The sequence below is a fragment of the Amycolatopsis japonica genome (assembly GCF_000732925.1).
In the GTDB taxonomy this organism is placed as follows: domain Bacteria; phylum Actinomycetota; class Actinomycetes; order Mycobacteriales; family Pseudonocardiaceae; genus Amycolatopsis; species Amycolatopsis japonica.
This window is the reverse complement of record NZ_CP008953.1, coordinates 1,425,935-1,451,137: the sequence shown is the minus strand read 5'-3', so window position 1 is coordinate 1,451,137 and position 25,203 is coordinate 1,425,935. Positions and strand designations below refer to the sequence as shown.

Genomic DNA, 25,203 nt, shown 5'->3' with positions numbered 1-25,203 from the left:
CCGCTATGCCGATCGCGACCGCCGCGGCGTCGCCCGGGTTGACCACGTCCGGGCTGCGCCGCGTGCTGGCCGTTCTCTGCGTCACCGAGATCACCAGCTGGGGCATCCTCTTCTACGCCTTCCCTGTGCTGGCACCGGAAATCAGCCAGACCACGGGCTGGTCGACCACCTGGGTGATCGCGGCGTTCTCGGCCGGGCAGATCGTCGCCGCGCTGGCCGGGATCCCTGTCGGGCGGTGGCTCGACCGCAGAGGTCCCCGCTCGGTGATGACGGCCGGATCGGTGCTGGCGGTGCCCGCGGTGGTGGCCGTCGCGCTGGCGCGGAACCTGGTGTGGTTCACCGTGGCGTGGCTGCTGGCCGGGGTCGCGATGGGCGCGGTGCTGTATCCGCCCGCGTTCGCCGCCCTGACCCGCTGGTACGGGCAACGGCGCGTGTTCGCGCTGACCGTGCTCACCCTGGCCGCGGGCTTGGCGAGCACCGTGTTCGCGCCACTGACCGCATTGCTCACCACGCGCCTCGATTGGCGGGACACCTATCTGATCCTCGCCGGAGTGCTGGCCGTCGTCACCATCCCGGCGCACCTGTGGGGTTTACGCGGGCCGTGGCCGCCCCCCGAGCCGCCGCTCAGCGCCCACCTGGAGCAGAGGAACCCGGCACGGATCGCGAGGAGCATCTCGTTCCGGGCCTTGGTGATCGCGTTCAGCCTGGCCGCGTTCGCCGTCTACGCCGGAGTGATCAACCTCGTGCCACTGCTCACCGAACGCGGCGCCAACGGCACCACAGCGGCGATCGCACTCGGTCTCGGCGGCGCCGGGCAGGTGCTGGGACGCCTCGGGTACACCACGCTCACCCGGCTGACGACGGTCCGGACCCGGACGGCGATCGTGTTCGGCGCCGCCGCCGCGACCACGGCCGTACTCGGGCTGCTCACCACCACGGCCGGGCTCATCGTCGCCGCGATCGTGGCCGGGATGGCGCGCGGGGTGTTCACGCTCCTGCAGGCCACCGCGGTGGCCGACCGTGGGGCGCCACCCACTACGGGCGCCTCAACGCGCTGCTGCAAGCGCCACTGACCATCACCGTCGCCCTCGCCCCCTGGGCCGGGGCAGCGATCGCGAGCGGCATCGGCGGCTACTCGCCGACCTTCCTCGCGCTCGCCGCGGTCACCGTGGCCGCCGCGGTCCTCACGCTCGCGAGCACACGCCGACTTCTTCCTGGGAGGACTTCATGAACGACCACGACGCGATCATCGTCGGCGGCGGCCAGGCCGGTCTCGCCGCCGCTCACGCCCTGCGCACCCGGGGCCTGCGCCCGGTGATCCTCGAAGCCGGGGCCGAACCGGTCGGGTCCTGGCCCCGCTACTACGACTCGCTGACCCTCTTCTCCCCCGCCCGCTACAGCAGCCTCCCCGGCCTGCCGTTTTCCGGCGATTCCGAGCGCTACCCGCGCCGCGACGAGGTCGTGGACTATCTCCGCCGCTACGCCTCGTGCCTGGACACCGACATCCGGACCGGCCACCACGTCGAGACCGTCACCCACGACGACGGCGCCTTCGCCGTGTACGCCACCGGCGAGCGCGCTCTCACCGCGCCGATCCTCATCGCCGCGTCCGGTGGATTCTCCCGGCCATACCTTCCAGCACTGTCCGGAATGGACACCTTCACCGGCACCCTCCTGCACAGCAGCGAGTACCGCAGCCCGGAATCCTTCGCCGGGCAGCGCGTGGTCGTCGTCGGCGCAGGCAACTCCGCCGTCCAGATCGCCACCGAACTCGCCACCCACGCCCGCGTCACCCTCGCCACCCGGGCACCGGTGAAGTTCGCGCCGCAGCGTCCGTTCGGGAAGGACGTGCATTTCTGGTCCGCCGCCGTCGGGTTCGACCACCTGCCGATCGGGCACCTGCTGACGAAGCCCCTCACCTCACCGGTCAACGATCCCGGCATCTACACAACCGCGATCCGCCAAGGACGACCGGACCAGCGCCGCATGTTCACCACCATCGACGGCGACACCGTGGCCTGGCCGGACGGAACACGCGAACACGTCGACACCATCCTGCTCGCCACCGGCTTCCGCCCCGGACTGTCCTACCTGGACGGACTCGGCGCACTCGCACCGGATGACCGGCCGCTGCACGACCGCGGCCTGTCCACCACCCACCCCGGGCTGGCCTACGTCGGCCTGGAATGGCAACGCAGCTTCGCCTCCGCCACCCTGCGCGGCGTCGGCCGCGACGCCCACTACGTGAGCGCCCGCCTGACCGGAAGCAGGACACGCACGGGAAAGCGCTGCTGCCAGCCCGTCGGCTGACCGTGCCGGAACACCGCGCGGAGTCAGTCGTGGCGCCAGACCTTGACCGCCGACAGCAGGAGCAACGCGATCAGGACGGGAATCAGCACGACAGCCGGCACGACACCGAGCAGCAGCCCGCCGAGCACCGTGCCGATCACCGAACCCGCAGCCATGACGACCACGAAGGAGGTGTTGGCGCGCAGGACCTGAAAGCTCTGATCGCGGCTGTACCGGGTGAACGCGACGATCATCGTCGGCAGGGAAACAGCCAGCGAGAGCGTTCCGGCGAGTTTGATGTCCACTCCGTACAACAGGACGATGGTCGGGATGAGCAGCTCGCCACCGGCGACACCCATGAGCGCCGCGACGATCCCGAGCGCGACACCGGCTCCAACACCCGCCACCACCCGGATAACGGGTGAGAGCGACACGGCGCTCATCCCACCGATGTGGCTCCACGCCAGCGCGGCGGCGATGAGGACGAGGAGCACGGCGAGGACCCGGTAGAGGGTCGCCGACCGCATCCGGGTCGCCCAGGTCGCACCGATCCACGCCCCCGCCAGGCTGCCGCACAACAGGTTCACCACGATCGGCCACTGCGGCGCGGCCTCGGCATAAGGCACCACGATCAGGCGGGCCGGCAACGCGGTGATCACCACGATCAGGCTCATCGCCTTGTTCAGGATCACCGCCTGCAACGCGACGAACCCGAACACACTGATCAACAGCGGCAGCCGGAACTCGGCACCGCCGAGCCCGATCATCCCGCCCAGCACCCCGATCGCCGCGCCCCACCACAACGCACCCGGCCATGAGCTCCGCGTGACTTGCCCGACCGATGATTCAACCTGACCATCGCCGTGCTTCGGCTGCTGCCGCGAGGAAGACACACGGCACGGTAACGCGTTCCCGCTGCCGCACGGGCACCCAACCGTCGCCGCGCACCGCGACACCTCACCCCTCACGGTCAGGGTTCTGACGCGAAGCCCGGCGTCGCCAGCAAGCCAGACAGCTGCCCCAGCGTCTCGGAGCGCGGCCAGTAGTACACCCAAGTCCCTCGGCGTTCGCTGCCGACCAGTCCCGCCTCGCGCAGGACCTTCAGGTGATGAGAGATCGTCGGCCCGGTCAGGTCGAACGCCGCGGTCAGATCGCACACGCAGCTCTCCCCCTGCGCGGAGGTGATCAGCGACAGCAGCCGCAGCCGCACGGGGTCGCCGAGTGCTTTGAACGCCTTCGCCAGGTCCACCGACTGCTCCGCCGTCAGTGGCTCGGCCACCAGCGGCGCGCAGCAGCCTTGCTCCACCACCGGCAGCAGCTTCACACTCGATTCTGACTTCGACACCTGTCTATATTGACATCCATCTAAGCCGGGAGCAAACTGACTCCACTGTTTCGATAAGCGTCTAGATAGAGGTTCTGATGATCACGCTTCTCCGTCGCCTGTTCACCAGCGCGCCGACCGTCGACTACTGCGACGCGTGCGTGCAGGTGTGCACCGGCCAGTGCCGCGCCGACACCCTGCTCGACGCCGCCCGCGACCGGGCCCTGCAGCTGCCCTCGCGCTTCTGAATCCCTCTAACCACAAGGAGTTCCGTGATGAGCACCAACACGACCGGCGGTTTCACCGGTGACCCGGCCGAGGCGTTCACCCCGCCGGCTTCGAGCGGCTGTTGCGGCACCACCCCGGCCACCACGACCGCCTCGCCGACGGCCACCAGCACTTGCTGCGGAACCGCCGAGGCCGCGGCCGACGCGGGCTCGTGCTGCGCTCCGGCCGCGAAAGCGGACGCGGTCGCCGCCGGTGCGACCTGCTGCTCGTGACCACGACATCCACCGGGCCCAGCGCAGCGGTGTCGGCCGCTCGCCTGGAGCGCGTGATCTCCGCACTGACCGAGAACCGCTTCGCAGGCCGCCGGGTGGGCACACCCGGCGGCCACGCCGCCGGTCTCTGGCTCGCCGCGCGGCTGCGGGAGATCGGCGCGTCGGTCACCACCGACGAGTTCGACGTTCACGATGTCCGCGAGCTGTACCGGACACCGCAGCTGGCGTGGAGGCACGGCTCGGCAGTGCAGGAATTCGTGCACCGCCGGGACTTCGCCGAACATCTCGTCTCCGCGGACCTGCCCCTGCAGCGCGAAGGCGCTGTCGTGACCACCGCGGCCGAGGAGTGGCGTGACCGCTGGGTGCTCGCGCCGGACCTGGGGGTCTCGGCGCGAGCACTGGCCGACAGTGCGGCCGGGCTGCTGCTGCCGCGCAGGGCCGACGCCGAGGGCTGGATGCCGAAGATGATCGCCGGGCCACCCGCGGGCAAGCTGCCGGTCCTCGCCGTTCGCACCGACCTCCACGAGCAGATGTCCACGACCGGCGGGGGCACGGTCAGCGCGTCGATGCCGCTGCGCAGTGTCGACGTGACCGGGTCGAACGTGCACGGCCTTTTCCGGACACCCGGCCCCGGAGGCATCAGCGTGCTGCTGACCGCGCATTTCGACGGGGTGGGCGACGATCCCGGGCAGCGACTTCCCGCAGCAGCGGACAACGCCTCCGGTGTCGCCGTCGTGCTGGAAGCGGCCCGCGTGCTGGTACGGCTGCTGCCCGCATCCGCCGGATTGCGGGTGACGTTCCTGGACGCCGAGGAAGCCGGTGCCCGGGGTTCGGCGCACCACGCGCCGGAGGTCGATCCGGGCACCGTGGTGATCAACATCGACGGCGCCGCCCAGCTCGGCGAGGCAGCCGCGGTCGAAGCGGCCGGGCCCGCGCACGATCTGCTGGCGGCGCTCGACCACGCGGGCCGGGAGACGGGGGTGCCGTTGCGGGCGGGCGCGATGGCGTCGGACAACCGCCGCTACGCCGCCGCCGGGCTCGCCGCTGTCGGAATCGGCATGGGAATGCCCGGGTACCAGACCCCGGCCGAGACCGCGGACCGCGTGGAGAAGGACACGCTCGTCGCGGCGACCCGCCTCGTCGTGGCGACCGTGCGGCGGCTCGCGAGTTAGCGCTTAGCCGGCATCCAGGTAGGCCGTGATGTCGGCGACGGCGGCACGGGAGGTCATGCCGACACCGATGAGCGTGGCCGAGGCCGGGCCGGTCCAGTCTCCGTAGCCGAGCACGTGCAAGCCGGGCTCGGCGACCGCGCGGGTGCCTTCGGTGAAGATCCGGCCGCGAGTGGTCCGCAGCCGCAGCGGCGCGAGATGGCCCAGTGCGGGGCGGAAACCGGTACACCAGATGACCGCGTCCGCATGCCGACGGGTGCCGTCCGTCCACACAGGACCGTCGCCGTCGAGCCGCGCGAACATCTCGCGCGGCCGCAGCAGCCCCGCATCGCGGGCCTCGCGGACCGGTGGAACGGCGACGATGTCGCCCAGCCCGGCGACTCCCGCGGTGTCGGGTTGCCCGGTCTGCAGCGCTTGACGGCGGTGGGTGGCGACGTCGAAGAGGGCTTTGCCGTCGATGTGGTCGGGAAGGTAGCGGGGTGGGCGGCGAGTGGCCCAGGTCAGGTTCGCCGAGCCGGCGAGGTCGGCGGCGATCTGAGCGCCGGAGTTGCCGCCGCCGACCACCACGACGTCCTGGCCCGCGAACTCCTCCGGGCCGCGGTAGTCGACGGTGTGCAGCTGCCGCCCGGTGAACCCGCCGGGCATGAACGGCAGGAAGGGACGCCACCAGGTTCCAGTGGCACTGATCACCGCCTCGGCGAACCAGTTCCCGGTATCGGTGCTCACCTGGAACCGGTCGCCGTCACGGGACACGGCGGTCACCGTCTCGGATCGGCGGATCGGGAGCTCGTAACGTTTCTCGTACGCCGTGAGGTACTCGACGACATGCTCGGCGGTGGGATAGCCGGGGCCCGGGAACGGTGGCATCGGCCAGCCGGGCAGGGAACTGTGCCGCGCCGGAGAGAACAACCGCAGCGAATCCCAGCCGTGAAGCCAGGCACCGCCCGGCTCGGTCTGGGCGTCGAGGACGACGAAGTCCAGCCCGGCGCGGCGCAGGTAGTAGCCCGCGGCCAGACCAGCCTGGCCACCGCCGACGACCACTACCCGCGCGGCTCCCGTCACTCCGCGGGAGCTTTCGCGGTCCAGCGCTTGCGCAGCCAGAGGCTGACGTAGACCAGGGCGACCAGCACGGGCACTTCGATGAGCGGTCCGACGACCCCGGCGAGCGCCTGCCCCGACGTCACGCCGAAGACGCCGATGGCCACGGCGATCGCGAGTTCGAAGTTGTTGCCCGCCGCGGTGAACGCCAGCGTCGTGGTGCGCTCGTAGGACAGCCCGGAGGCCTTGCCCAGGAGATAACCGCCGATCCACATGATCGCGAAGTACACCAGCAGCGGCAACGCGATCCGGGCGACGTCCAGCGGCCGGGAGGTGATGGTGTCGCCCTGCAGAGCGAACAGGATCACGATGGTGAACAACAGACCGTAGAGCGCGACCGGACCGATCTTGGGCAGGAACTTCCCCTCGTACCAGTCCCGTCCCTTGGCCCGTTCCCCGATTCGACGCGAGAGGTAGCCTGCGGCGAGCGGGATGCCGAGGAAGATGATGACGCTGAGCGCGATCTCCCACGGCGAGAAGTCGATGCTCGTGGTGTCGAGACCCAGCCAGCCGGGCAGCAGATCGAGGTAGAACCAGCCGAGTACACCGAACATGATCACCTGGAACACCGAGTTCAGCGCGACCAGCACCGCGGCGGCCTCGCGATCACCGCAGGCGAGGTCGTTCCAGATGATCACCATCGCGATGCACCGGGCGAGACCGACGATGATCAGGCCGGTCCGGTATTCGGGAAGGTCCGGCAGCATCAGCCAGGCGAGCGCGAACATCAGCGCGGGACCGAGAATCCAGTTGAGGACCAGGGACAGCACCATGGTGCGCTTGTCCTTGGTGACGGTGTCGAGCTTGTCGTAGCGGACCTTCGCCAGCACCGGGTACATCATCAGCAGCAGACCGAGCGCGATCGGCAGCGACACCTGCCCGATCTTCACCGCGTCCAGCACACCCTGCAGACCGGGGATCACGCTGCCCAGCAGCAGCCCGGCGCCCATCGCGACGATGATCCAGACCGGAAGGAACCTGTCCAAAAAGGACAGCTTGTGCAGGACGTCGGTGTCGGCCGGGGTACCGGCCTTGTCGGCGGTTTGAGTCACGGGCTGGCTCCAGAAGTACGGGAAGGCGGGAGGTGAAGGGTCAGGCGTCGAGGATTTCGGCGACCAGGCCACGGACGCGGCGGTCGATCTCGTCGCGGATGGGGCGCACGGCGTCCACGCCCTGCCCGGCAGGGTCCTCCAGCGGCCAGTCGAGGTACCGCTTGCCGGGGAACACCGGGCACGTGTCACCACAGCCCATGGTGATCACCACATCGGAGGCCTCGACGTCCTCGGTGGACAGCTTGCTCGGCACCTCGGCGGTGATGTCCAGGCCCCATTCGGCGAGCGCGGCCGCGGCGGCCGGGTTGACCTTCTCGGCGGGCTCCGATCCCGCCGAGCGGACGGCGATCCGGCCGAGCGAGTAGTGCCGCAACAACGCGGCGGCCATCTGGGAGCGGCCAGCGTTGTGGACACAGACGAACAGCACTTCCGGCGTGCGGGCCATGACCCGGTTTCCTTTCCTTGCAGGGATGTCAGTCGATGAGTTCGTCGAGCAGGTGCCGCACGCGGCGGCCGATGTCGTCGCGGATGCCGCGGACCACGCTCAGCGGCTGTCCCATCGGGTCGGCCACGTCCCAGTCCAGGTACCGCTTGCCGGGAAAGATCGGGCAGGCGTCTCCGCAGCCCATCGTGACCACGACGTCCGCGGCGCGGACGACCTCGTCGGTCAGCGGCTTCGGGAAGGCCCCCGCGAGCTGAATGTCCAGCTCCCCCAGCGCCTCGGTGATCACCGGCGGGATCTCGCCCTGGGGCTGTGATCCGGCGGAGCGGACCATCACATGCCCGAAGGCGTGGTGGTTGAGCAGCGCCGCGGCCAGCTGGGAACGGCCGACGTTGTGCACGCACACGAACAGCACCTGCGGCGCGGTCACCAGCGTGAGCCCGTCGACCTTGGCAAGGTCGACCAGCCGCTCCCGGGCGAAATGAGCGGTCAGCGTCGGCAGGTAGATCTTGACCGTCGCCGAGCGATCCAGCAGCCGGAAGGTCTCCTCGACGAAGTGCTCGACCGTCTCCCGGCCGAACGTTCCATGGAACCGGTCGGTCAGCTCGTCGGTGATCCGGTCGAGCTGGTCCAGCACCTCACGGCCGGGCAGGCCATCCGTGGCGTGGGTCATGGCATCTCCTCTGGACAGGACGGCTGGATCGAAGTCTGCCGATGCAATTGAATAGCGTGGATCGAGGTTTGTCAATTCAGCGGTATGCTCGGCCCCGCAGCCACCCGGCGCGAAGGAGGGACACATGGCGAACGAGAACGGCCGCACCCGAAAGCCGGTCCCGGTGACCCTGCTGATGGCCGAGCCTGCCGCGGTCGTCGACCCCGCCGACGCCGAGACGGCCGCGAAGCTGTTCAAGGCCCTCTCAGATCCGGTGCGGATCCGCCTGTTGTCGCTGGTGCGGTACTCCCCCGGCGGCGAGGCGTGCTTCTGCGACCTGGCCGAAGAGTTCGACATGCCGCAACCGTCGCTGAGCCATCACCTGCGCGTCCTGGTGTCTGCGGGCATCCTCGAGCGGGAACGGCGCGGCACCTGGAGCTGGTACACCGTCGTCCCCGAACCGCTCGAGACCTTGGAAACCCTGCTGCGTCCCGGCGGGCCGCTCGCCGACCGGTCCGCCCGTTTGTCCAAGGCAGACAACACGTCGCGGTGCTGAACACCTAGCGGAACGGAATCCGCCGGGCGCACACTGGGACCATGGACCGGCAGGCGGTTCACCAGGACTGGGAACGCGTTCGCCTCACCTTCGAGCGGCTTCTCGCCGAGGCGAGCGACGACGATCTGCGCCGCCAGTCGAACGGCACCCGCTGGACCAACCGGCAACTGCTGTTCCACATGCTTCTCGGCTTTCTCATCATGCGCGCCCTGCTGAATCTCGTCGGCCTGCTTGGCCGCCTCCCACCAGCAATCAGCCACGGTTACGCCCGCCTGCTCAACGCCGGTACCCGGCCCTTCGACGCCGTCAACTACCTCAGCTCTCGGTTCGCCGGGAACACGCTCAGCCGCCGAGCCATGAAACATCTCTGCGACCGGACCGTCGCCCGGCTCCACCTGCGCCTCGACACCGAAACCGAGGCCGCTCTGGCCCGGGGCATGTACTACCCCGAACGCTGGGATCCCTTTTTCACCGAGTACATGACCCTCGCCGATGTCTACCGCTTCCCGGCACAGCATTTCGAGTTTCACCTCACCCAACTCACTATGGCCAACCGGAATGGCGAGATCGAGCCGATCTAGGCGGTTAGCAAGAGGCGGTGGGAACCCGCTCGACGCCGCCCGCCGCTCCGGCACGCACGCCCTTGCAACGTGGCTTGAACAACGCGGCGGGTCGCCGTCACGGCTGGCCTGACCCGGTTCTTCCTGGATTCTCAGCGGGTGAAGATGCCGCAGACGGTGGTGCTGGTGCAGGAGGCGGATCTGTAGGTGCTGGCTCGTGCTTTGAGCTGGTGCAGGTCCTGCTCGGTCGTGCGCAGGTCGGCGATGCGGCGGCGGACGTTGCTGAGGTGGCGGTCGATGAGTTCGCCGACGTGGTCGCACGGGGCTTGACCGGTGTCTCGGATAGCGAGGATGTCCCGGATCTCGGTCAGGGAGAGTCCTGCGGCCTGGGCGGTGCGGATGAACTCGAGCCGGTGCGCGGTATCGGGGTCGTAGTCGCGATAGCCGCTGGAGGTGCGAGGCGGTTCAGGCAGCAGGCCGGCCTGCTCGTAATACCGGATCGTCTTGGTGCTGACCGCTGCGGTCCGGGCGAGTTCGCCGATGCGCATGGTGCCGACTCTACGCCTTGACCTTCCAGTCGAGGGGAAGGTTTACGGTCGTCATCGAGTTCACCGCACGTGCAGGGCAACAGAGGACGGGTGTCATGGAATTGGTCGTACTGTCGGTTCCGGGCTGCCCAAATGTTGCACTCATGGACGACTTGCTGCGGATCGTGCTCGCCGATCGCCAAGGCGTCAGGGTGATTCACCGCGAGGTCCTCGACCTGGGGCAGGCCGAACGTGAGGGAATGCGTGGGTCGCCGACCCTGCTGGTGAACGGGATCGACCCGTTCGCCGAGCAGGGTTCACAGCCGAGTGTGTCGTGTCGGCTGTTCCGTGGCGAGGACGGCCAGGCGCGGCCTGCGCCATCGAAGGCAGCCTTGGTCGCCGCGCTCGTCCAGGCGGGTGCGAGCCTGTCACCGCGGCTGCGCGAGGTCTTGGGTGTCGACGGGCAGCGACGCCTAGCCCCTGAAGAACGGGGACAGCGGGCGATTCAGCAGGCGGTTATGCGTTCCTTCGCCGCGACGGGGCGTCCGCCGACGACGGACGAGTTGGCTCGGGTGGCCGCGGAGTCCTCGACCACCGTCTCGCAGGTGCTGGCCGCGTTGCATAGCGGCGACTTTCTCCGGTTGGACGAGGCCGGGTGCATCATGGCCGCTTATCCGTTTTCGGCACTCCCGACCCGGCATCGGGTCACACCGGCGGGTGGTGTGCCGGTGTTCGCGATGTGCGCGGTCGACGCTCTCGGGATCCCGGCGATGCTGGCCACGGACGCGGAAATCGTCTCGACCACACCCGACGGCGCCGAAGTCGTCGTCACGGTACGCGGCGGATGTCCCGGGGCCGAGCCGTCGACGGCGGTGGTCTTCGTCGGCGCTGGCTGTGACGCGGGGCCGGCCGCGGAGGTGTGCTGCGACCACCTGAACTTCTTCACCAGTCACGCTGACGCCGCGAACTGGGCCGCGGCACATCCCGACGTTCAGGGGTCGATTCTCGGCGTGGTCGAGGCGGGCCGGCTGGGGCGTGCGATCTTCGGCTCGCTGCTGGCCTGAACCGGGCTCGGTCAGCGGTGCGAACGGGTTTCGCGGCAAGATGCGTACTGCGCCTGTTCGCGCGGGCGTGAGATGGGTGTGGTGAGCGGACCAGGGTAAGACTGGTCCGCTCACCACACGTTCATCCGTCCGCGGTCATCGCGGACGCCAGCGTCTATTCGGGCTTGCAGATGCAGTCACCGTCCACGCTGCTCGCGCATACCTGCGCGCCCTGGCCGCCCTGGATCTCGTCGAGTTCGGTCTCGGTGAGTTCCTGCGGCGGGGCAGTCGTGATCTCCATGTGTGTCACCTCCTGTCGCGTGCTGATGCGGTCTCAGCGCCGGGTGTGGCGTGAGCGTCGAGAACCCGCGACAGGCCGGTGGCCCCCCGCTCGTGCGCCGGGCATCCGGCGTACAACGGTTACGCGGCCGATCGGGTTTCACGGCAGGATGACTGTTGCGCCCGCTGTGGTGGCGGGCGTGAGATGGCCGGGTGGTGGGCGGGCCAGGGTACGACTGGCCCGCCCACCACCCGGTTCTCCTCAACGGGTCAGCAGCCGCAGCCGCCGTCCGCGGTCAGGACGCAGCACGGGCCGCCGTTGTGGCCGCCCTGAATCTCCTCGAGTTCGGCTTCGGTGAGTTCGGGCGTGACGATGGTGTCTTCCATGGTGGTTCACCTCCTTCCGGTATCTGGTGGTGTGTGGTTCTCGCCGCCAGCAGGAGCGGTGAGCTGGGAAACCGGAGTGACCGGTTCGACGGTGACGCCGGTGCCACGGCCGTTGGGTGCCTGGTCGATCTGGGCGGCGACAAGCCGGGCGTAGTGCTCGCCGTGAGCGAGCAAGTCGGTGTGGGTGCCGTGTTCGGCGATGCGGCCGTGGTGCAGGACGAGGATCTGATCGGCGTCGCGGACGGTGCTGAGCCGATGGGCGATGACGATCTGCACGCAGCGCAGTCCGGCGAGGTTGTGGTGGATGCTTGCTTCGGTGGCCGCGTCGAGATGGCTGGTGGCCTCGTCCAGCAGCAGGATCCGCGGTTCGCGCACGAGGGCGCGGGCGAGAGCGAGTCGTTGCCGTTGTCCGCCCGAGAGTCCGCTGCCGCGTTGGGCGAGCTGGGTGCGGTAGCCCATCGGCATCGCGGCGATCTCCTCGTGCAGGCACGCCAGCCGTGCCGCGCGTTCGATCTCCTCGGTGGGAACGGTGGTGTCGCGCAAGGTGATGTTGTCGGCGATGGTGCCGGCGAACACGAACGGTTCCTGCGGCACGACACCGATCTGCGCGCGCAGCGCGCGGGGATCGAGATCAGCGGCGCCGATGCCGTCGAAGCTGATGTGGCCGCTGGTGGGGCTGTAGAGGCCGAGCAGCACCATGCCGAGGGTGGTCTTGCCCGAGCCGGTGGCACCGACGACGGCGACCTTCTCACCGGGCTGGACACGGACGCTGATGTCGTGCAGGACGGGCGGGCTGTAGAGGTCGTAGCGGAAGCCGACCTGTTCGAGGTCGATCCGGCCGTCGAGCCGGTGGCCCGCGGCGGCGGGGTCGCTGCGCTCGGGTGGGCTGTCCAGGACGTCGGCGAGTCGTTGCAGCTGGGCACCGGCCAGTTGCAGGCGTTGCCCGTTGGCCACCACGGTCGCCAGCGGGGACACGATGGCCGAGGCGAGCCAGGCGACCGCCAGCATGGTGCCGGGTGTCATGGTGCCGGCGAGAACGCGGGTCGCGCACAGCCACAGCACCAGCAGCGGTGTCAGCACCCGCAGCGCCGTGGTGACGGCGTCGACGACCGCGGCGAGGTAGGTCCGGCCCAAGGTGGCGCTCATCCAGCCGGACAGCAGGTGTCCCAGGCGGCCCAGCGCGCGGTCTTCGGCCGCCGCGGCCTTGTAGGTGGCGATCCCTTCCAGGGACTCGACGAGATACCCCTGGGTCTCGGCTTGGGTGGCCAGGTCCGCGGCCATCCGTTCCCGGACCGAGCGGGTCGTGGCGATCAGCAGCACCACCACGGCGGCCAGCACCCCGAGCACCGCTAGCGCGACCGGCAGGTCGAGGGCGGCCAGCACACCGAGGTAGCCCAGAACCAGCACGGCGTCCAGCAAGGATCCGAGGGTCTGGCCGGTCATCAGGTCGCGCAGCATCGCGATGCTGCCGAAGCGGGTGACCAGGTCGCCGGTGCTGCGCTGTTCGAAGAACCGCAGCGGCAACCGGAACAGGTGCGCGCTGAACCCGAGCAGCGCGGCGGTGTCGAGGCGGCCTTGCAGATGAACCAGCAGCGACGATCTGAGCAAGGTGGTGATCAGCTGCGCCACGGCGACCACCGCGATACCGATGCCCATCAGCGGTAACAGCTCGGTGGACCGCAACGCCGGCAGATCGTCGACGACGGTGCGGGTGGCCAGCGGCATCGCCACCACCAGCGCCTGAGCGACGATGCTGACCGCGAGCACCTGCAACAGCAGCGCCACCGTGCCGGGCAGTTGCCACAGCGACCGCGCGTAGGTGCGCCAGAACGGCTCCCCGGGCGCCGATCGCGGTGCGAACTCGTCGCCGGGCCCAGCGCTGAGCACCGCCCGTCCCAGCCCGTTACGGAACTCCTCAGACGTCAGGCGCCGACGTCCGCGGCGAGGGTCCACGATGTCGACCCGTCGTGGTGACAACCGTTCCACGACAACGAAATGGTTGCCCTCCCAGTGCGCGATCGCGGGCAGCCCGACGGTCCCGAATGCCTCGGGTGAGGCGGCGTACCCCTTCATCCGCAGCCCGCAGGCTCGGCCGGCGCGCAGCAGCCCGCCCGCACTGACTCCGTCTCTCCCCGGGGCGCTCAGCTCGCGCAGTTCCCGCACCGGAGTGGGCCGCCGGTGATAGCCCAGGATCATCGACAAGCACGCGAGACCGCATTCGGCGTTGCTGGACTGCAGCACCAGCGGTACCCGGCTGCGCGGCCGGGTAAGGGATCCCGTGCGTGTCACAGCAGCCGCCCGATCAGGATCGCCAGAACTCCGAGGCAGGCCGCGGCGACCATCAGCAACACCCACAGCGACCGCAGCGCCCTCGTCCGCACGGCGGGCGGGAGGATGTCGCGTTCACGACCCGTGAGCACCCGGGCGCCTTCATCGGTGAACACGGTGCGTTTCTTGTTCTCCCCCAACGGTTCCCTCCCCAGCACTGCCAAGATCGTTCAGGCTCTTGGGGCGGCCGTATCCGCCGTGTCGAGTTCGTTCCGCTGCGGTGCGACATCCAGGTCGATCACCGCGGACAAGTGCGCCGTGGCTGCGTGGTCGACCGAGTAGTAGGCCCAGATCCCGCGTTGCTCCCGGCGCAGCAGCCCGGCCGAGACGAGTTGCTTGAGGTGGTGGCTCACGGTGGATTGCGCGAGGTCCATCGCGATGGTGATGTCGTAGACGCATACTGGAGTGCTTTGGCGGGCCAGCAGGTTTATCAGCTGCACCCGATGCGGGTGCCCGAGGGCCTTGAACAGCACGGAGATCTGCTTGGCCTCATCGACGGGCAGCCGCGGCGTCGTCAAGGGAACGCTGCACAGCGGCACTCCCGACGGTGGGATCGGGGCACACTCGGCCTCGGACGGGGTGACCACCACGGTCCGCTCCCTTTGAGTCACATCAGCCCCCTACATCGAGTGACCTCGATGTACTAGATCCAGGTTCTTCGATGTGTTCGACCGTACGAGGCCCGTGGTTCAGCACACAACCCCTGCCACCGGAATGGTCCAACCACCGGCGGCAGGGGCTGTCGCGACGCACATCACCAAGGAACGGTCAGGCTCACAGGAAGCTGGCCTTCGCGGTCTCGTAGAACTTCTTCATCTCGGCGTTGGCGGTCACCGTGGTCTCCAGCGCCACCACGAACTCCTCCGCCTTGCCGCCGGGCAGCACGGCGAGGATGCGGTCATCGGCGATGTCGGTGAACGTCCGCATGCCGATACAGCCCAGAGCCATCCGCGGTGTCTGGTTCTTCAGCGCCAGCGGCAGCGCCGCACAACCGGGCCGGCCCGAGACGTCCATCGGGGACGCGGTCCACTTGGCGTTTCCTGCGGCCTCGTTGTAGATCATCGCCTGCGCCGGCGTCAGCCACAGCAGGATCAGGTCGGGTTCGACGGGAAACTCCGCCAGCGGGCCGTACACGATCCCCGTGCTCTTCTTTCCCACCGAGGGGATGTTGGCCGCCTCGTCAGGATCCAGATACCGGGCGTCGCACATCGACTGCACGAGGCCGCCGAGCTGCTCCCCTGTTGCCTCGGGCAGCTCGAAACCCATCACCATCGCCCCGACCGGGCAGTTGAAGTGCCGCTCGGCGGAGGCGTAAAATACCCCCTTCTCCGCGACCCGCCAGAAGTTACAACTCGAGGGAACGGCTTCCGCCGACACCGCGACACCGTCTGGTGGACCGTCGGTGAACGTCAACGCCACCGGCGGCAGATCCGCCGAAAGCAGTTCCGTAATTCGTGCAGCAGCGTGAGCATGCTCCATTATGGGCCTTTCACTGGTCATCTGATGGTGGCGGAACCCGACCACCAGGCCGACGTCTCTCCTTCTGCGCGATATGACGGCAGCCCAGCAATACAGTGTTCCCAGATTTCCTTCGTGCCGGCCGAGAAATAGTGCGCAGACTCGCCTTCGACGAGACGAGAAAAGGAGCGTTCGACATACGTCGTTGCGGTACGAGCCACGACTTAGTCACCCCACCCCTCGAACTGTGCACTACCAACCCCGGACCTCGGGCCGCGATGATCAAGAAAAGAATCCACGGACCGGGTAGCCGATAAATGGTGCCCCCCGTTGAGCCGACACCGCGTCGTCCACTCGGGTGCAACGTTGATCCAGTCGACCAGCCCGCTCGATACCGCCTGATTAAGGCGACTCCGGCGGATCTCTACGAATACTGCGCCCTTTACCCTCGCATACTGCGGATGTTTGAGGCAGATTGAATCATGACAACCGGAAGCACACACCCACTCGCCGCGAACGCCTGCCTGCTCGGACCGTCATACCGGACGTTCAACCACTTACTCAAGGTCGCGGCCTTGCCGCCCTCGCCCCGTCTAGGCGGTGACCAGTGATCCGGTGAGGAACATCGTCGGAAGACCTACTGCGACGCCGCCGACAGTGGCGGGTTCGAGCAGACGCCCGTCCTTGTCGCGCAGGGAGGGCACGATCTGGATGACGACCTGGGCGATAGCGCCGACACCGACGGCAAGCAAGAAGGCCGACAATTCGGTGTTGGTACGCAGGCCGAACGCGGTCAGCGGGCACAGCAGTGACAAACCCAGCGCGAGCGGCCATGTTCGCGGATCCCTACTCGTCTCAGGGATCGTGTTCGGGTCGGGGTGCCGTCAGGTGTCGCGCCGGGCGGGTGGTCGTAGGTCGAGCAGGTTGGGGCGTCTTGCGGGGACGATCGGCGGTTCGGCGCAGCAGGAGCAGCCGTCTTCCCCCGCTTGCGGGACAGCGGGGATTCGTTGCACGACAACGGGTTCCGGTGCGGGCGCGCCGCGCAGTGCGCGCAGGCGGCCGGCGCGGACGCCGTTGCCGATGACGAAGACTTCGGCGACTTCGTGGATGAACACGACGGTGGCGAGGCCGAGGATCCCGAACGCGGCGAGCGGAACGAGGGTGAGGACGATCAGCGCGGAGAGCCCGATGTTCTGCAGCATGATCGTCCGCGCGCGGCGGGCGTGACGCAGGGCCTGAGGCAGGTGCCGCAGGTCGGTGCCCATGAACGCGACGTCGGCGGTCTCGATGGCGACGTCGCTTCCCATGGCGCCCATGGCGATGCCGACGTCGGCAGTGGCGAGCGCGGGGGCGTCGTTGACGCCGTCGCCGATCATCGCCACCCCACCACGGTTGCTTGCTTGGAGGCGGGTGATGAGGGCGGCTTTGTCTGTGGGTTTGAGTTCGGCGTGGACATCCGCGATCCCGGCCTGAGCGGCCAGTGCGGCGGCGGTCCGGGTGTTGTCGCCGGTGAGCATCGCGACCTCGATGCCCGCGTCGCGCAGCTCGGCGACGATCTCCGGGGCCTCTGGGCGGAGTTCGTCGCGGATGCCGATCAGACCGAGGACAACGCCGTCGTGCTCGATGACGGCCACGGTGGTGCCGTTCTCCTGCAGCCGCGTGATGTCGGCGTCGAGGGCGGGCGCGGTGATCCAGCCGGGTTTGCCGAGCCGGGCCGGGGTGCCGTTGACGAGGCCTTCCACCCCGGCGCCGGGGACGGTGGTGACCGCGTCGGCCGGGACGGGTGCGGGGGCGGCGGCGAGGATCGCGGCGGCGAGCGGGTGTTCGCTGTGTGCTTCCAGCGCGGCCGCGACCCGCAACACCCGCTCGGAGGTGACGCCGTCGACGGGGATGATCTCGGTGACGGCCGGGTTGTTGCGGGTGAGGGTGCCGGTCTTGTCGAGCGCGACGACGCGGACCGCGCCGAGGGTTTCCAGCGCGGCACCGCCCTTGACCAAAAGCCCGAGGCGGCTGGCGGCGCCGACCGCGGAGATCACGGTGACCGGTACGGAGATCGCGAGCGCGCACGGTGCGGCGGCGACGAGCACCACGAGCGCGCGCTCGATCCAGGTCGCGGGCTCGTCGAGCAGGGCGCCGAGACCGGCGATCGCGGTGGCGAGCACCATGACCGCGGGCACCAGCGGCCGGGCTATCCGGTCGGCGAGCCGCTGCCGGGCGCCCTTGCGCTGCTGGGCGTCCTCGACGACCCGCACGACCTTGGCCAGCGAGTTGTCCGCGACCGTGGCCGTGGCCTCGACGGTGAGGACACCGGTGCCGTTGATCGCGCCGGCGAACACCTCGCCGCCGGGTCCGACCTCGACCGGCACGGATTCGCCGGTGATGGCCGAGGTGTCCACACTGGACCGGCCGTCACGGACCACGCCGTCGCTGGGGATCCGTTCCCCTGCGCGCACCAGCATCCGGTCCCCGACGCGCAAATTCTCCGGGCTGATCGCGGACTGGATCCCGGCCCGGACCACGGTGACGGTGTCCGGAACGAGGGCCAGCAGCGCACGCAGTCCGCGGCGGGTGCGGGCCAGGGAGTGGTCCTCCAGCGCCTCGCTGATGGAGAACAGGAACGCCAGCATCGCCGCCTCGGCGAACTGGCCCAGGATCAACGCCCCGGCCAGGGCGATGGTCATCAGGGTCCCGACCCCGATCCGCCTGCGCCACAGCGCTTTCAGCGTTCCGGGGACGAACGTCCAGCCCCCGACCGCGGCCGCGGCCAGATGCAGCGCGATACCCCCGGACACGGAGCCCAGCCAGCCGGCGAGGAACCCGGCGACCAGGAACACGGCGGCGAGACCAGCGAGCTGGATCTCGCGGACCCGCCACAACCGTTGCGGCGCCTCGTGTTCGTCGTCGTGGCCGTGCTCGTCGCCGGGGCCGCAGCAGATGTCACTCATGCCGGGTACACCTGCGCCTCCAGGCTCCTAACGGCGGCCAGCAGCCCAGAGCCATCGGCGCTGAGCCGGTACATGACCAGCTTCCCCTCACGGCGCGAGGCGACCAGCCCCGCCGCTCGCAGCAGCCTCAGATGATGGGACACCAGGCCCTTCGACGCCCCGACGATCCACGCCAGGTCGCACACGCACAGCTCGTCACCGACATGCAGCGCGTGCGCGATCCGCAGCCGGGTCGGCTCCCCCAGCGCCCGCAGCCGCTCGGCCCGGCGGGCGAGCAGGTCCTCGTCCGGCAGCGCGGTCCGCAGGGACTCAGCGTGGTCGAAGTCGATACAGAGCAGTTCGCAGGCATCGTCACTCACTCTCTCAATCTAACGCCCGTTGATATGTTCGGGCAAGCATGCCGTTTCGCGAAAGACATCAGCGGAGCAGCGGTCACCTGCCCGCACGCAGCCGTACGCAACCGCCGCCTGAGCCATATCGGCATGACGAGCGGTGGCGAGCTGCAGCCTGACCCGCACCGGCTGCCTGCTTCAGCCACGACTTCCGATCACCACCACTTCATCCATCGCGCCTCGGCGGGAACCACTTTCGCCTCGACCTGGTGCGTGCACGGATGCGGACTCGCCGGACCGACCGCTCCGACCCGGGCCCAGAACGCCACAGCGACCGGGTCGCGCCCGATGGGCAGCATCGACCAGTCGAACCTGGCGCCCCGCTCCCTGGCGGCGCTCACCAGCGCTCGGCCCGCCCCACGCCTACGGTGCTTCTCCTCGACCTCGACATGGACGAGGATCGCGCGCCGGTCGACCGGACACAGCGATAGCCGCACTTCACCGAAGACCGTGTGCCCTAAGCGAAGCTGGATGACGCCGATCCCGGCGGACACCGGTGGCGGCAGGACGACCAGGCGCAGGCCGTACTCGTCCACCCCGGTTTCCATAACCTGCCGCTCGACGGCGGTGTCGATCACCGCCCAGACTCCGCCGACACCGGTCAATGCGTGGCAGGCCTCGCATAGCCATTCCGGCGCCCGGTAGTCCTGCGACCAGCCCTGCCGCACACCACCGACCGCGAGCTCATGGCCCCACGGACATCGTTTCGGGGTGCCCGTGCCCGGCCGGATCGGGACTTCCAGCGTTCGCCATTCCCGGTTCGCTCCGGTCACCGGAAGTCACGCGACTTTGACGCCAGGCCTTGCAGGTCCAACGGCTGCACCTGGTCCGCGACCACCGTGCACGTTCCCTCGGTCACCTGAGCGATTCCGCGGATCAACAACGCGTTGGTCGCCAGCAATACCTTCCTGCTCCGGTGAAACAGTCCCGGGGAGACGAGGATATTGGCCATGCCGGTCTCGTCCTCGAGGTTGAAGAAGGTGATCCCGCCGGCGGTCGCGGGGCGTTGCCGGTGGGTGACTGCTCCCCCGATCCACACCCGTGCCCCGTCTTCGGCCTGGCCGAGCTGGGCGGCGCTGATGGCGCCGTGTTCGGTGAGCCAGGTCCGGAGGTATTCGACGGGGTGGGAGCCGGGTGAGATGCCGGTGGCCCACAGGTCGGCGGCGGTGACCTCGAACCGCGTCATCCCCGGCAGCGCCGGGGCGTCCAGGCCGGGCGCGAGACCGGGGAGGTGTTCGGGCCGGGTGGTGGCCGCAGCACCGGCGGCCCAGAGTGCTTGGCGTCGCTCGGGGCCGAGGCTGGTGAACGCACCGGCGGTGGCCAGCGCCTCGATCGCGGGCTTCTTCAGCCGCACGCGTTCGGTCAATTCACCGATGCTGGTGTACGGGCCGTTGGCTTGGCGTTCGGTGACGATCGCTTCGGCGGCGTTGTCGCCGACGTTCCTGATCGCGGCGAGGCCGAGGCGGATGGCGTGGCCGCCTGTGCTTTCGAGTTCGGGTTCGAGGGTGGCGTGGGTGAGGCTGGCGTTGATGTCCGGCTCGCGCACGATGACGCCGTGGCGGCGGGCGTCGGCGACCAGCGATTGCGGTGAGTAGAACCCCATCGGCTGCGCCCGCAGCAGGCCCGCGCAGAACGCCGCCGGCCAGTAGTACTTGAGATGCGCGGAGGCGTAGACGAGCAGGGCGAAGGACATGGAGTGGGCTTCGGGGAAGCCGTAGCCGGAGAAGGCGTGGATCTGCTCGAACACGGACACGGCGGTGTCGCGGTCGACGCTGTTCGCCGCGGCACCGTCGAAGAACCTTTTGGCGAGTTTCTGCATTTTGGCGCTGGAGCGTTTCGATCCCATCGCCCGCCGCAACAGATCCGCCTCGGCCGGGGTGAAGCTCGCGACGTCGACGGCCATCTGCATGACCTGCTCCTGGAACAACGGCACCCCGAGTGTCCTATCGAGACTCCGCGCCAGCAGAGGATGCTTGTGTTTCCAGGTTTCCTCGCCGCGGCGACGCGCGATGTAGGGGTGGACGGAACCGCCCTGGATCGGGCCGGGCCGGATCAGGGCGACTTCGACGACGAGGTCGTAGAACTTCCGCGGCCGCAACCGCGGCAGCGTCGCCAGCTGCGCCCGGGACTCCACTTGGAATACCCCGATCGCATCGGCGGCGCACAGCATGTCGTAGACCTTGGGGTCGGCGAGGTCGAGCGTGCCGATGTCGACCGTCTCCCCGTGGTGTTCGGCGATGAGGTCGATCATGTAGTGCAGCGCCGAGAGCATGCCGAGGCCGAGCAGGTCGAACTTCACCAGCCCGACGGCGGCGCAGTCGTCCTTGTCCCACTGCAACACCGACCGGCCGGGCATGCGGGCCCACTCGACCGGCACCACCTCCGACACCGGCTCCTTCGAGATCACCATCCCACCGGAGTGGATCCCCAGGTGCCGGGGGAAGTCTTCGAGGGCGTCGGCGAGCTCGAGGATCTCCGGCGGGATCTCCCCCGCGGCCTCCTCGCTGGTTTTCTTCACTCCGGCCCAGCGGTTGACGATCTTGCTGTAGGCGTCCTGCTGGCCGGGGCTGAAACCTAAGGCTTTGGCGGCGTCCCGGATCGCCGACGGCGCCCGGTAGGTGATCACGTTCGCCACCTGCGCCGCATGGAAGCGGCCGTGTTTGTCGTAGACGTACTGGATCGCCTCTTCGCGGCGGTCGGACTCGATGTCGATGTCGATGTCCGGCGGCCCGTCCCGCTCCGGCGCCAGGAACCGCTCGAACAGCAGCCCCCACTTCACCGGGTCGGCATGGCAGATCTCCAGCGCGTAGCAGACCGCGGAGTTCGCCGCCGATCCCCGGCCCTGGCACAAGATGTTGGCGTCGCGGCAGAACCGGACGATGTCCCACACCACCAGGAAATACCCCGGAAACCCGAGCTTCTCGATGATGTTCAGTTCGTGGTCGAGCTGGGCGTAGGCCTTCGGATAGTCCTCGCGGTGCCCGTAGCGTTTCGCCGCACCCGCCCAGGTCAGCTCCCGCAGGAACGACATCTCGTCATGCCCGGCCGGGACCGGGAACGGCGGCAAGTCGGGTGCGACGAGGTTGAGGTCGAAGGCGCATTCGACGCCGAGCAGGGCGGCGCGGGTGACCGCGCCGGGATACCGGGCGAAGAACTCGGCCTGCTCGGCGCCCGAGCGCACGAACGCCATGTGCGCTGCCGACAGCCAGCCCTCCATGTCATCGAGCGACCGGCGGGCGCGGACCGCGGCCACGGCGTCGCCGAGCGGGCCCCGGCCGGGGTGGGCGTAGTGGACGTTGTTCGTCGCCACCGTCACCACGCCGACCGCTTCCGCCATCGAGGCCAGGGTGTCGTTGTAGGTGGAGTCGAGCGGCAGGCTGTGATCGATCAGTTCCACCGCCACGTTGTGGCGTCCGAACTTGTCCGCCAGGGACATCAGCTCCGACATCGCGGTGATCTTGTCGTCGGCGGCGAGGGCGCGGCGGATCCTGCCTTTTCGGCAGCCGGTCAGCACCAGCACGTGCCCCGCCAGGTCATCGACCAGCGCGGTCTCGTCGTAGACCGGGCGGCCCTTCTCCCCGCCCGCGAGCTGCGCGCGGGAGATCACCCGGCATAAGCGGCGGTAGCCCTCGAGGCCGCGGGCCAGCACCAGCAGGTGCGCGCCGCTCGGGTCCGCGACGCCGTTTTGCGGTGCGGGCAGATCCAGCGACAGCTCCGCGCCGAACCCGACGCGGACCCCGAGCTCGCGGGCGGCCTCGTTGAACCGCACTGCCCCGTACATGCCGTCGTGATCGGTCAGGAAGATCGCGTCCAGGCCCTGGCGGGCGGCCTCCTCGACCAGCTCTTCGGGGTGGCTGGCGCCGTCGAGGAAGCTGAAGTTCGAATGCGCGTGCAACTCCGCGTACGGAACTCGCGGCACCGCGCCGCCGTCGTCGTCTCCCTCGCGGACCCGTAGATCCACCGGCGGCCCCGCGTAACCCTCTCGCTTACGCGACCACGCCGGCGAATCGTTCCCGTCACCCTCCACACGAGGACGACCGGACGCGACCCGCTGGATCTCACGCCACGGGACAGCAGGATTGTTGAACGCCACACCAGCTCCACACCACACGCTCTGCCGTGGGGGGGAAGCCAGCGACAAACACTCGAACATACGCACGAACTCTGTCGACGATCCTGAACGCCGAACTTGCTCCCGTCAAGCCCTGTGCTTGACATAACACCAGGTAGTGGACCCGACACCACCCCGACCAGTGAACCATGTGCAGGGACTGGCATGGTTGACTCGACTTGATAACACGCTAGGCCGTAAGAGTGACCTGGGAGGCACGGTGGACGAACCCGACCTGACCGGCGCGACCGTGTACGAAGCCGCCGACAAGCCCACCCTCGGCGGTGGCCGCTGGTACGTCCTGCCCGACGACACCACCTACTACCAGCCCTTCGACGGCACCCCCCGCCCCGCCCTCGTCGCAGCCTCGACATTGCGCAGCATGCCCACCTGGATTGAAGTGGTGAGTTAGCCCTCGCTCCGCGAGGAGATCTACCAAGTAGCGCAAGCTGATCTGTGCCACGTCGACCAGCCTCGCTAAGTTCGCGACTCCAGCTCGGGCGACCACGGGCTCCGTTTGCGCGTCCTTGAGACGTTCTCACCTGAGTACGCAACGATGAAGGTCATGACCGACGATGCGCGGCAGGGAGCCGCCAGCCCCCCGACACCGCCGAGTCCGACCCCTTCGTCGGTAAAGCGGCTGCCCGAGCTGACCCGGGCCGCGATGTGGTGGACCGCGTTGGTGATCGGGGTCCTGACCGCGGGTGCGGTGACTGTGCTGTGGTGGCCGGCCACCGCCGGGCTCACCGGCGCCGATCTGGTGAAGGCCCGCCTCGATGCTCTGAAAATCGGGCTTAGCATCGGCGTCGGCAGCGGCGGCGTGGTCGCCCTCTACCTCGCTTGGCGCCGCCAGCACTCCACCGAAGCCGACCTCGACAACCGCGAACGCGCCCTCGCCCAGCAATACGAAGTCCTCGCACACCAGCAAGCCGACGCCGCCGCCAACCGAGCACATCAGGAACGGGTCGCCGACGATGCTCGCTCAGACGCGACCGCGCGCCGGATCACCGACCTCTACCTCAAAGCCGCCGAGCTACTCGGCTCCGAGAAAGCCCCGGTGCGGCTCAGCGGCCTTTACGCACTCGAACGCCTCGCCCAGGACAACGAGACCCAGCGCCAGACCATCGTCAACGTCCTCTGCGCCTACCTGCGCATGCCGTACGAACCTCCGGTCGAGGCGGAGCCTGACGACCGTGGCGGCATCAATGACGTCGACAACTACCGCGAGCGCACGCAGGAACGCGAAGTCCGGCTTACCGCCCAACGCCTCCTCAAAGACCATCTCAACCCCCGCCGCAGCTCCAGCTACTGGGGCGAACTCGACCTTGACCTCACGGGCGCCCAACTCATCGACTTCACCTTGACCGGCGCTCGGGCCGGAACCAGCACATTCCGTAAAGCGACCTTCACCGGAACCGCCAGCTTCGACCACGCGACCTTCACCGGCGCCACCCTGTTCACCAAGGCAACCTTCACACGCAACGCCCGGTTCGAGGGGACGACTTTCACCGGCGGCGCGTGGTTCGACGAGGCGACCTTCAGCCTCAACGGCTGGTTCAACAAGACGACCTTCCGTCGCGGCGTCATGTTCGACAGGGCGACCTTCCACGGCGATGCCAGGTTCGTCAGGGCGACCTTCGCCGGCAAGGCCGTGTTCTACAAGACGGCCTTCAACACCTACACCAGGTTCGAAGAAGCGACATTTACCGGTCCCGCGCAGTTCGACCAGGCGGTCTTCAACAGGTTCGTCAAGTTCGACAAGGTCACCTTCACTGACAAGGCATGGTTCACCAAGGCAGCCTTCACCAGCGATGCCAGTTTCGACCTAGCGACCTTCGCCGACGACGTCTTGTACGACGGGGCAACTTTCGGCAGCGGCGCCTGGTTCCGTGAGGCACGCTTCACCGGCGCACCCCAGTTCAACGCGGTGACCTTCAACGGTAAAAGCTCGTTCGACAAGGCAACGGTGGACGGCACGCAATTTCACCCCACTGCCCTCCTTCCCCACAAGAACGACGACCCCACCAACTAGGGCTGACTCCACAGTGTTCGGACAGCGATGGTCGGCCGACCACAGGGTTCGTTCAGTCG

At 68.8% G+C, this 25,203-nt stretch carries 26 protein-coding genes and 1 pseudogene; 10 read left to right on the top strand and 17 right to left on the bottom strand.

Annotated features, from left to right (window positions below):
* Positions 1-5: 5 nt before the first annotated feature.
* Both AJAP_RS07155 and AJAP_RS07150 read left to right on the top strand, forming a co-directional pair.
* Positions 6-1,231, top strand: a pseudogene (locus AJAP_RS07155) (MFS transporter).
* Positions 1,228-2,310 carry a flavin-containing monooxygenase gene (locus AJAP_RS07150; protein ID WP_051972369.1) on the top strand — a complete coding sequence of 361 codons (1,083 nt, stop codon included), beginning with the start codon at positions 1,228-1,230 and terminating at the stop codon, positions 2,308-2,310. Before AJAP_RS07155 ends, AJAP_RS07150 begins: the two are co-directional and overlap by 4 nt.
* A 23-nt stretch (positions 2,311-2,333) precedes the next feature.
* On the opposite strand, the gene AJAP_RS07145 is transcribed toward AJAP_RS07150, so the two are convergent.
* Together AJAP_RS07145 and AJAP_RS07140 are read right to left on the bottom strand one after the other, a co-directional pair.
* Positions 2,334-3,182: a sulfite exporter TauE/SafE family protein gene (locus AJAP_RS07145; RefSeq protein ID WP_084098060.1), complete on the bottom strand. Its 849-nt coding sequence runs from the start codon at positions 3,180-3,182 to the stop codon at positions 2,334-2,336.
* Between the two features lie 77 nt (positions 3,183-3,259).
* Complete coding sequence (locus tag AJAP_RS07140; RefSeq protein ID WP_063777796.1) at positions 3,260-3,634, bottom strand: ArsR/SmtB family transcription factor; 375 nt, start codon at positions 3,632-3,634, stop codon at positions 3,260-3,262.
* A gap of 77 nt (positions 3,635-3,711) precedes the next feature.
* Between AJAP_RS07140 and AJAP_RS44035 the strand changes: the two genes are divergently transcribed.
* The 3 genes from AJAP_RS44035 to AJAP_RS07130 are packed head-to-tail and all read left to right on the top strand — an operon-like array spanning position 3,712 to position 5,285.
* A complete protein-coding gene (locus tag AJAP_RS44035; protein ID WP_158509786.1) occupies positions 3,712-3,861 on the top strand; it encodes a hypothetical protein in 150 nt (49 codons plus the stop codon).
* Between the two features lie 27 nt (positions 3,862-3,888).
* A complete protein-coding gene (locus AJAP_RS07135) occupies positions 3,889-4,113 on the top strand; it encodes a hypothetical protein (protein WP_038509131.1) in 225 nt (74 codons plus the stop codon).
* Entirely contained in the window at positions 4,110-5,285 is a 1,176-nt protein-coding gene (locus AJAP_RS07130) for a M28 family metallopeptidase (RefSeq protein ID WP_202965561.1), read from the top strand. The genes AJAP_RS07135 and AJAP_RS07130 overlap by 4 nt, the downstream gene beginning before the upstream one ends.
* Positions 5,286-5,288: 3 nt before the next feature.
* Here AJAP_RS07130 and AJAP_RS07125 read toward each other — a convergent pair whose 3' ends face one another.
* The 4 genes from AJAP_RS07125 to AJAP_RS44710 are packed head-to-tail and all read right to left on the bottom strand — an operon-like array spanning position 5,289 to position 8,547.
* Positions 5,289-6,344, bottom strand: coding sequence for an ArsO family NAD(P)H-dependent flavin-containing monooxygenase (locus AJAP_RS07125; RefSeq protein ID WP_038509129.1), 1,056 nt, complete (start codon positions 6,342-6,344; stop codon positions 5,289-5,291).
* Entirely contained in the window at positions 6,341-7,432 is a 1,092-nt protein-coding gene (arsB, locus tag AJAP_RS07120; RefSeq protein WP_038509128.1) for an ACR3 family arsenite efflux transporter, read from the bottom strand. The genes AJAP_RS07125 and arsB overlap by 4 nt, the downstream gene beginning before the upstream one ends.
* A gap of 40 nt (positions 7,433-7,472) precedes the next feature.
* Complete coding sequence (locus AJAP_RS07115; protein ID WP_038509126.1) at positions 7,473-7,877, bottom strand: arsenate reductase ArsC; 405 nt, start codon at positions 7,875-7,877, stop codon at positions 7,473-7,475.
* 28 nt (positions 7,878-7,905) lie between these two features.
* Entirely contained in the window at positions 7,906-8,547 is a 642-nt protein-coding gene (locus AJAP_RS44710) for an arsenate-mycothiol transferase ArsC (RefSeq protein ID WP_038509124.1), read from the bottom strand.
* Between the two features lie 124 nt (positions 8,548-8,671).
* Between AJAP_RS44710 and AJAP_RS07105 the strand changes: the two genes are divergently transcribed.
* Positions 8,672-9,082, top strand: a complete 411-nt coding sequence (locus tag AJAP_RS07105) for an ArsR/SmtB family transcription factor (RefSeq protein WP_063777795.1) — start codon at positions 8,672-8,674, stop codon at positions 9,080-9,082.
* 41 nt (positions 9,083-9,123) lie between these two features.
* On the top strand, positions 9,124-9,663 hold the full coding sequence (locus tag AJAP_RS07100) for a DinB family protein (RefSeq protein WP_038509122.1): 540 nt from the start codon (positions 9,124-9,126) through the stop codon (positions 9,661-9,663).
* A gap of 131 nt (positions 9,664-9,794) precedes the next feature.
* Here AJAP_RS07100 and AJAP_RS07095 read toward each other — a convergent pair whose 3' ends face one another.
* Positions 9,795-10,190, bottom strand: coding sequence for a heavy metal-responsive transcriptional regulator (locus AJAP_RS07095; protein WP_038509121.1), 396 nt, complete (start codon positions 10,188-10,190; stop codon positions 9,795-9,797).
* Positions 10,191-10,333: 143 nt separating this feature from the next.
* Here AJAP_RS07095 and merB point away from each other — a divergent pair, with 143 nt between their 5' ends.
* Positions 10,334-11,233 carry an alkylmercury lyase family protein gene (gene merB / locus AJAP_RS07090; protein ID WP_051972368.1) on the top strand — a complete coding sequence of 300 codons (900 nt, stop codon included), beginning with the start codon at positions 10,334-10,336 and terminating at the stop codon, positions 11,231-11,233.
* Between the two features lie 154 nt (positions 11,234-11,387).
* Here merB and AJAP_RS43560 read toward each other — a convergent pair whose 3' ends face one another.
* The 10 genes from AJAP_RS43560 to AJAP_RS07045 form a co-directional block, all read right to left on the bottom strand.
* The gene (locus AJAP_RS43560) at positions 11,388-11,513 is read right to left on the bottom strand and encodes a bacteriocin (protein ID WP_125797333.1); all 126 of its coding nucleotides are present in this window, start codon (positions 11,511-11,513) and stop codon (positions 11,388-11,390) included.
* Between the two features lie 371 nt (positions 11,514-11,884).
* Entirely contained in the window at positions 11,885-14,167 is a 2,283-nt protein-coding gene (locus tag AJAP_RS07085) for a peptidase domain-containing ABC transporter (protein ID WP_158509785.1), read from the bottom strand.
* On the bottom strand, positions 14,164-14,346 hold the full coding sequence (locus tag AJAP_RS43555) for a hypothetical protein (RefSeq protein WP_148311468.1): 183 nt from the start codon (positions 14,344-14,346) through the stop codon (positions 14,164-14,166). Before AJAP_RS43555 ends, AJAP_RS07085 begins: the two co-directional genes overlap by 4 nt.
* 30 nt (positions 14,347-14,376) lie before the next feature.
* Entirely contained in the window at positions 14,377-14,796 is a 420-nt protein-coding gene (locus AJAP_RS07075) for an ArsR/SmtB family transcription factor (protein ID WP_202965560.1), read from the bottom strand.
* Between the two features lie 184 nt (positions 14,797-14,980).
* Positions 14,981-15,685: a DUF169 domain-containing protein gene (locus AJAP_RS07070; protein WP_038509116.1), complete on the bottom strand. Its 705-nt coding sequence runs from the start codon at positions 15,683-15,685 to the stop codon at positions 14,981-14,983.
* Between the two features lie 572 nt (positions 15,686-16,257).
* A complete protein-coding gene (locus AJAP_RS07065; protein ID WP_158509784.1) occupies positions 16,258-16,428 on the bottom strand; it encodes a hypothetical protein in 171 nt (56 codons plus the stop codon).
* 120 nt (positions 16,429-16,548) lie between these two features.
* Positions 16,549-18,609: a heavy metal translocating P-type ATPase gene (locus tag AJAP_RS07060; protein WP_063777794.1), complete on the bottom strand. Its 2,061-nt coding sequence runs from the start codon at positions 18,607-18,609 to the stop codon at positions 16,549-16,551.
* Positions 18,606-18,968 carry an ArsR/SmtB family transcription factor gene (locus AJAP_RS07055; protein WP_038509113.1) on the bottom strand — a complete coding sequence of 121 codons (363 nt, stop codon included), beginning with the start codon at positions 18,966-18,968 and terminating at the stop codon, positions 18,606-18,608. The genes AJAP_RS07060 and AJAP_RS07055 overlap by 4 nt, the downstream gene beginning before the upstream one ends.
* 188 nt (positions 18,969-19,156) lie before the next feature.
* Positions 19,157-19,774, bottom strand: coding sequence for a GNAT family protein (locus AJAP_RS07050; protein ID WP_038509111.1), 618 nt, complete (start codon positions 19,772-19,774; stop codon positions 19,157-19,159).
* Complete coding sequence (locus AJAP_RS07045; protein WP_038509109.1) at positions 19,771-23,094, bottom strand: error-prone DNA polymerase; 3,324 nt, start codon at positions 23,092-23,094, stop codon at positions 19,771-19,773. The genes AJAP_RS07050 and AJAP_RS07045 overlap by 4 nt, the downstream gene beginning before the upstream one ends.
* 238 nt (positions 23,095-23,332) lie before the next feature.
* Between AJAP_RS07045 and AJAP_RS07040 the strand changes: the two genes are divergently transcribed.
* Together AJAP_RS07040 and AJAP_RS07035 are read left to right on the top strand one after the other, a co-directional pair.
* Positions 23,333-23,524: a hypothetical protein gene (locus AJAP_RS07040; protein WP_038509108.1), complete on the top strand. Its 192-nt coding sequence runs from the start codon at positions 23,333-23,335 to the stop codon at positions 23,522-23,524.
* A gap of 153 nt (positions 23,525-23,677) precedes the next feature.
* Entirely contained in the window at positions 23,678-25,144 is a 1,467-nt protein-coding gene (locus tag AJAP_RS07035; protein WP_228694879.1) for a pentapeptide repeat-containing protein, read from the top strand.
* Positions 25,145-25,203 lie beyond the last annotated feature (59 nt).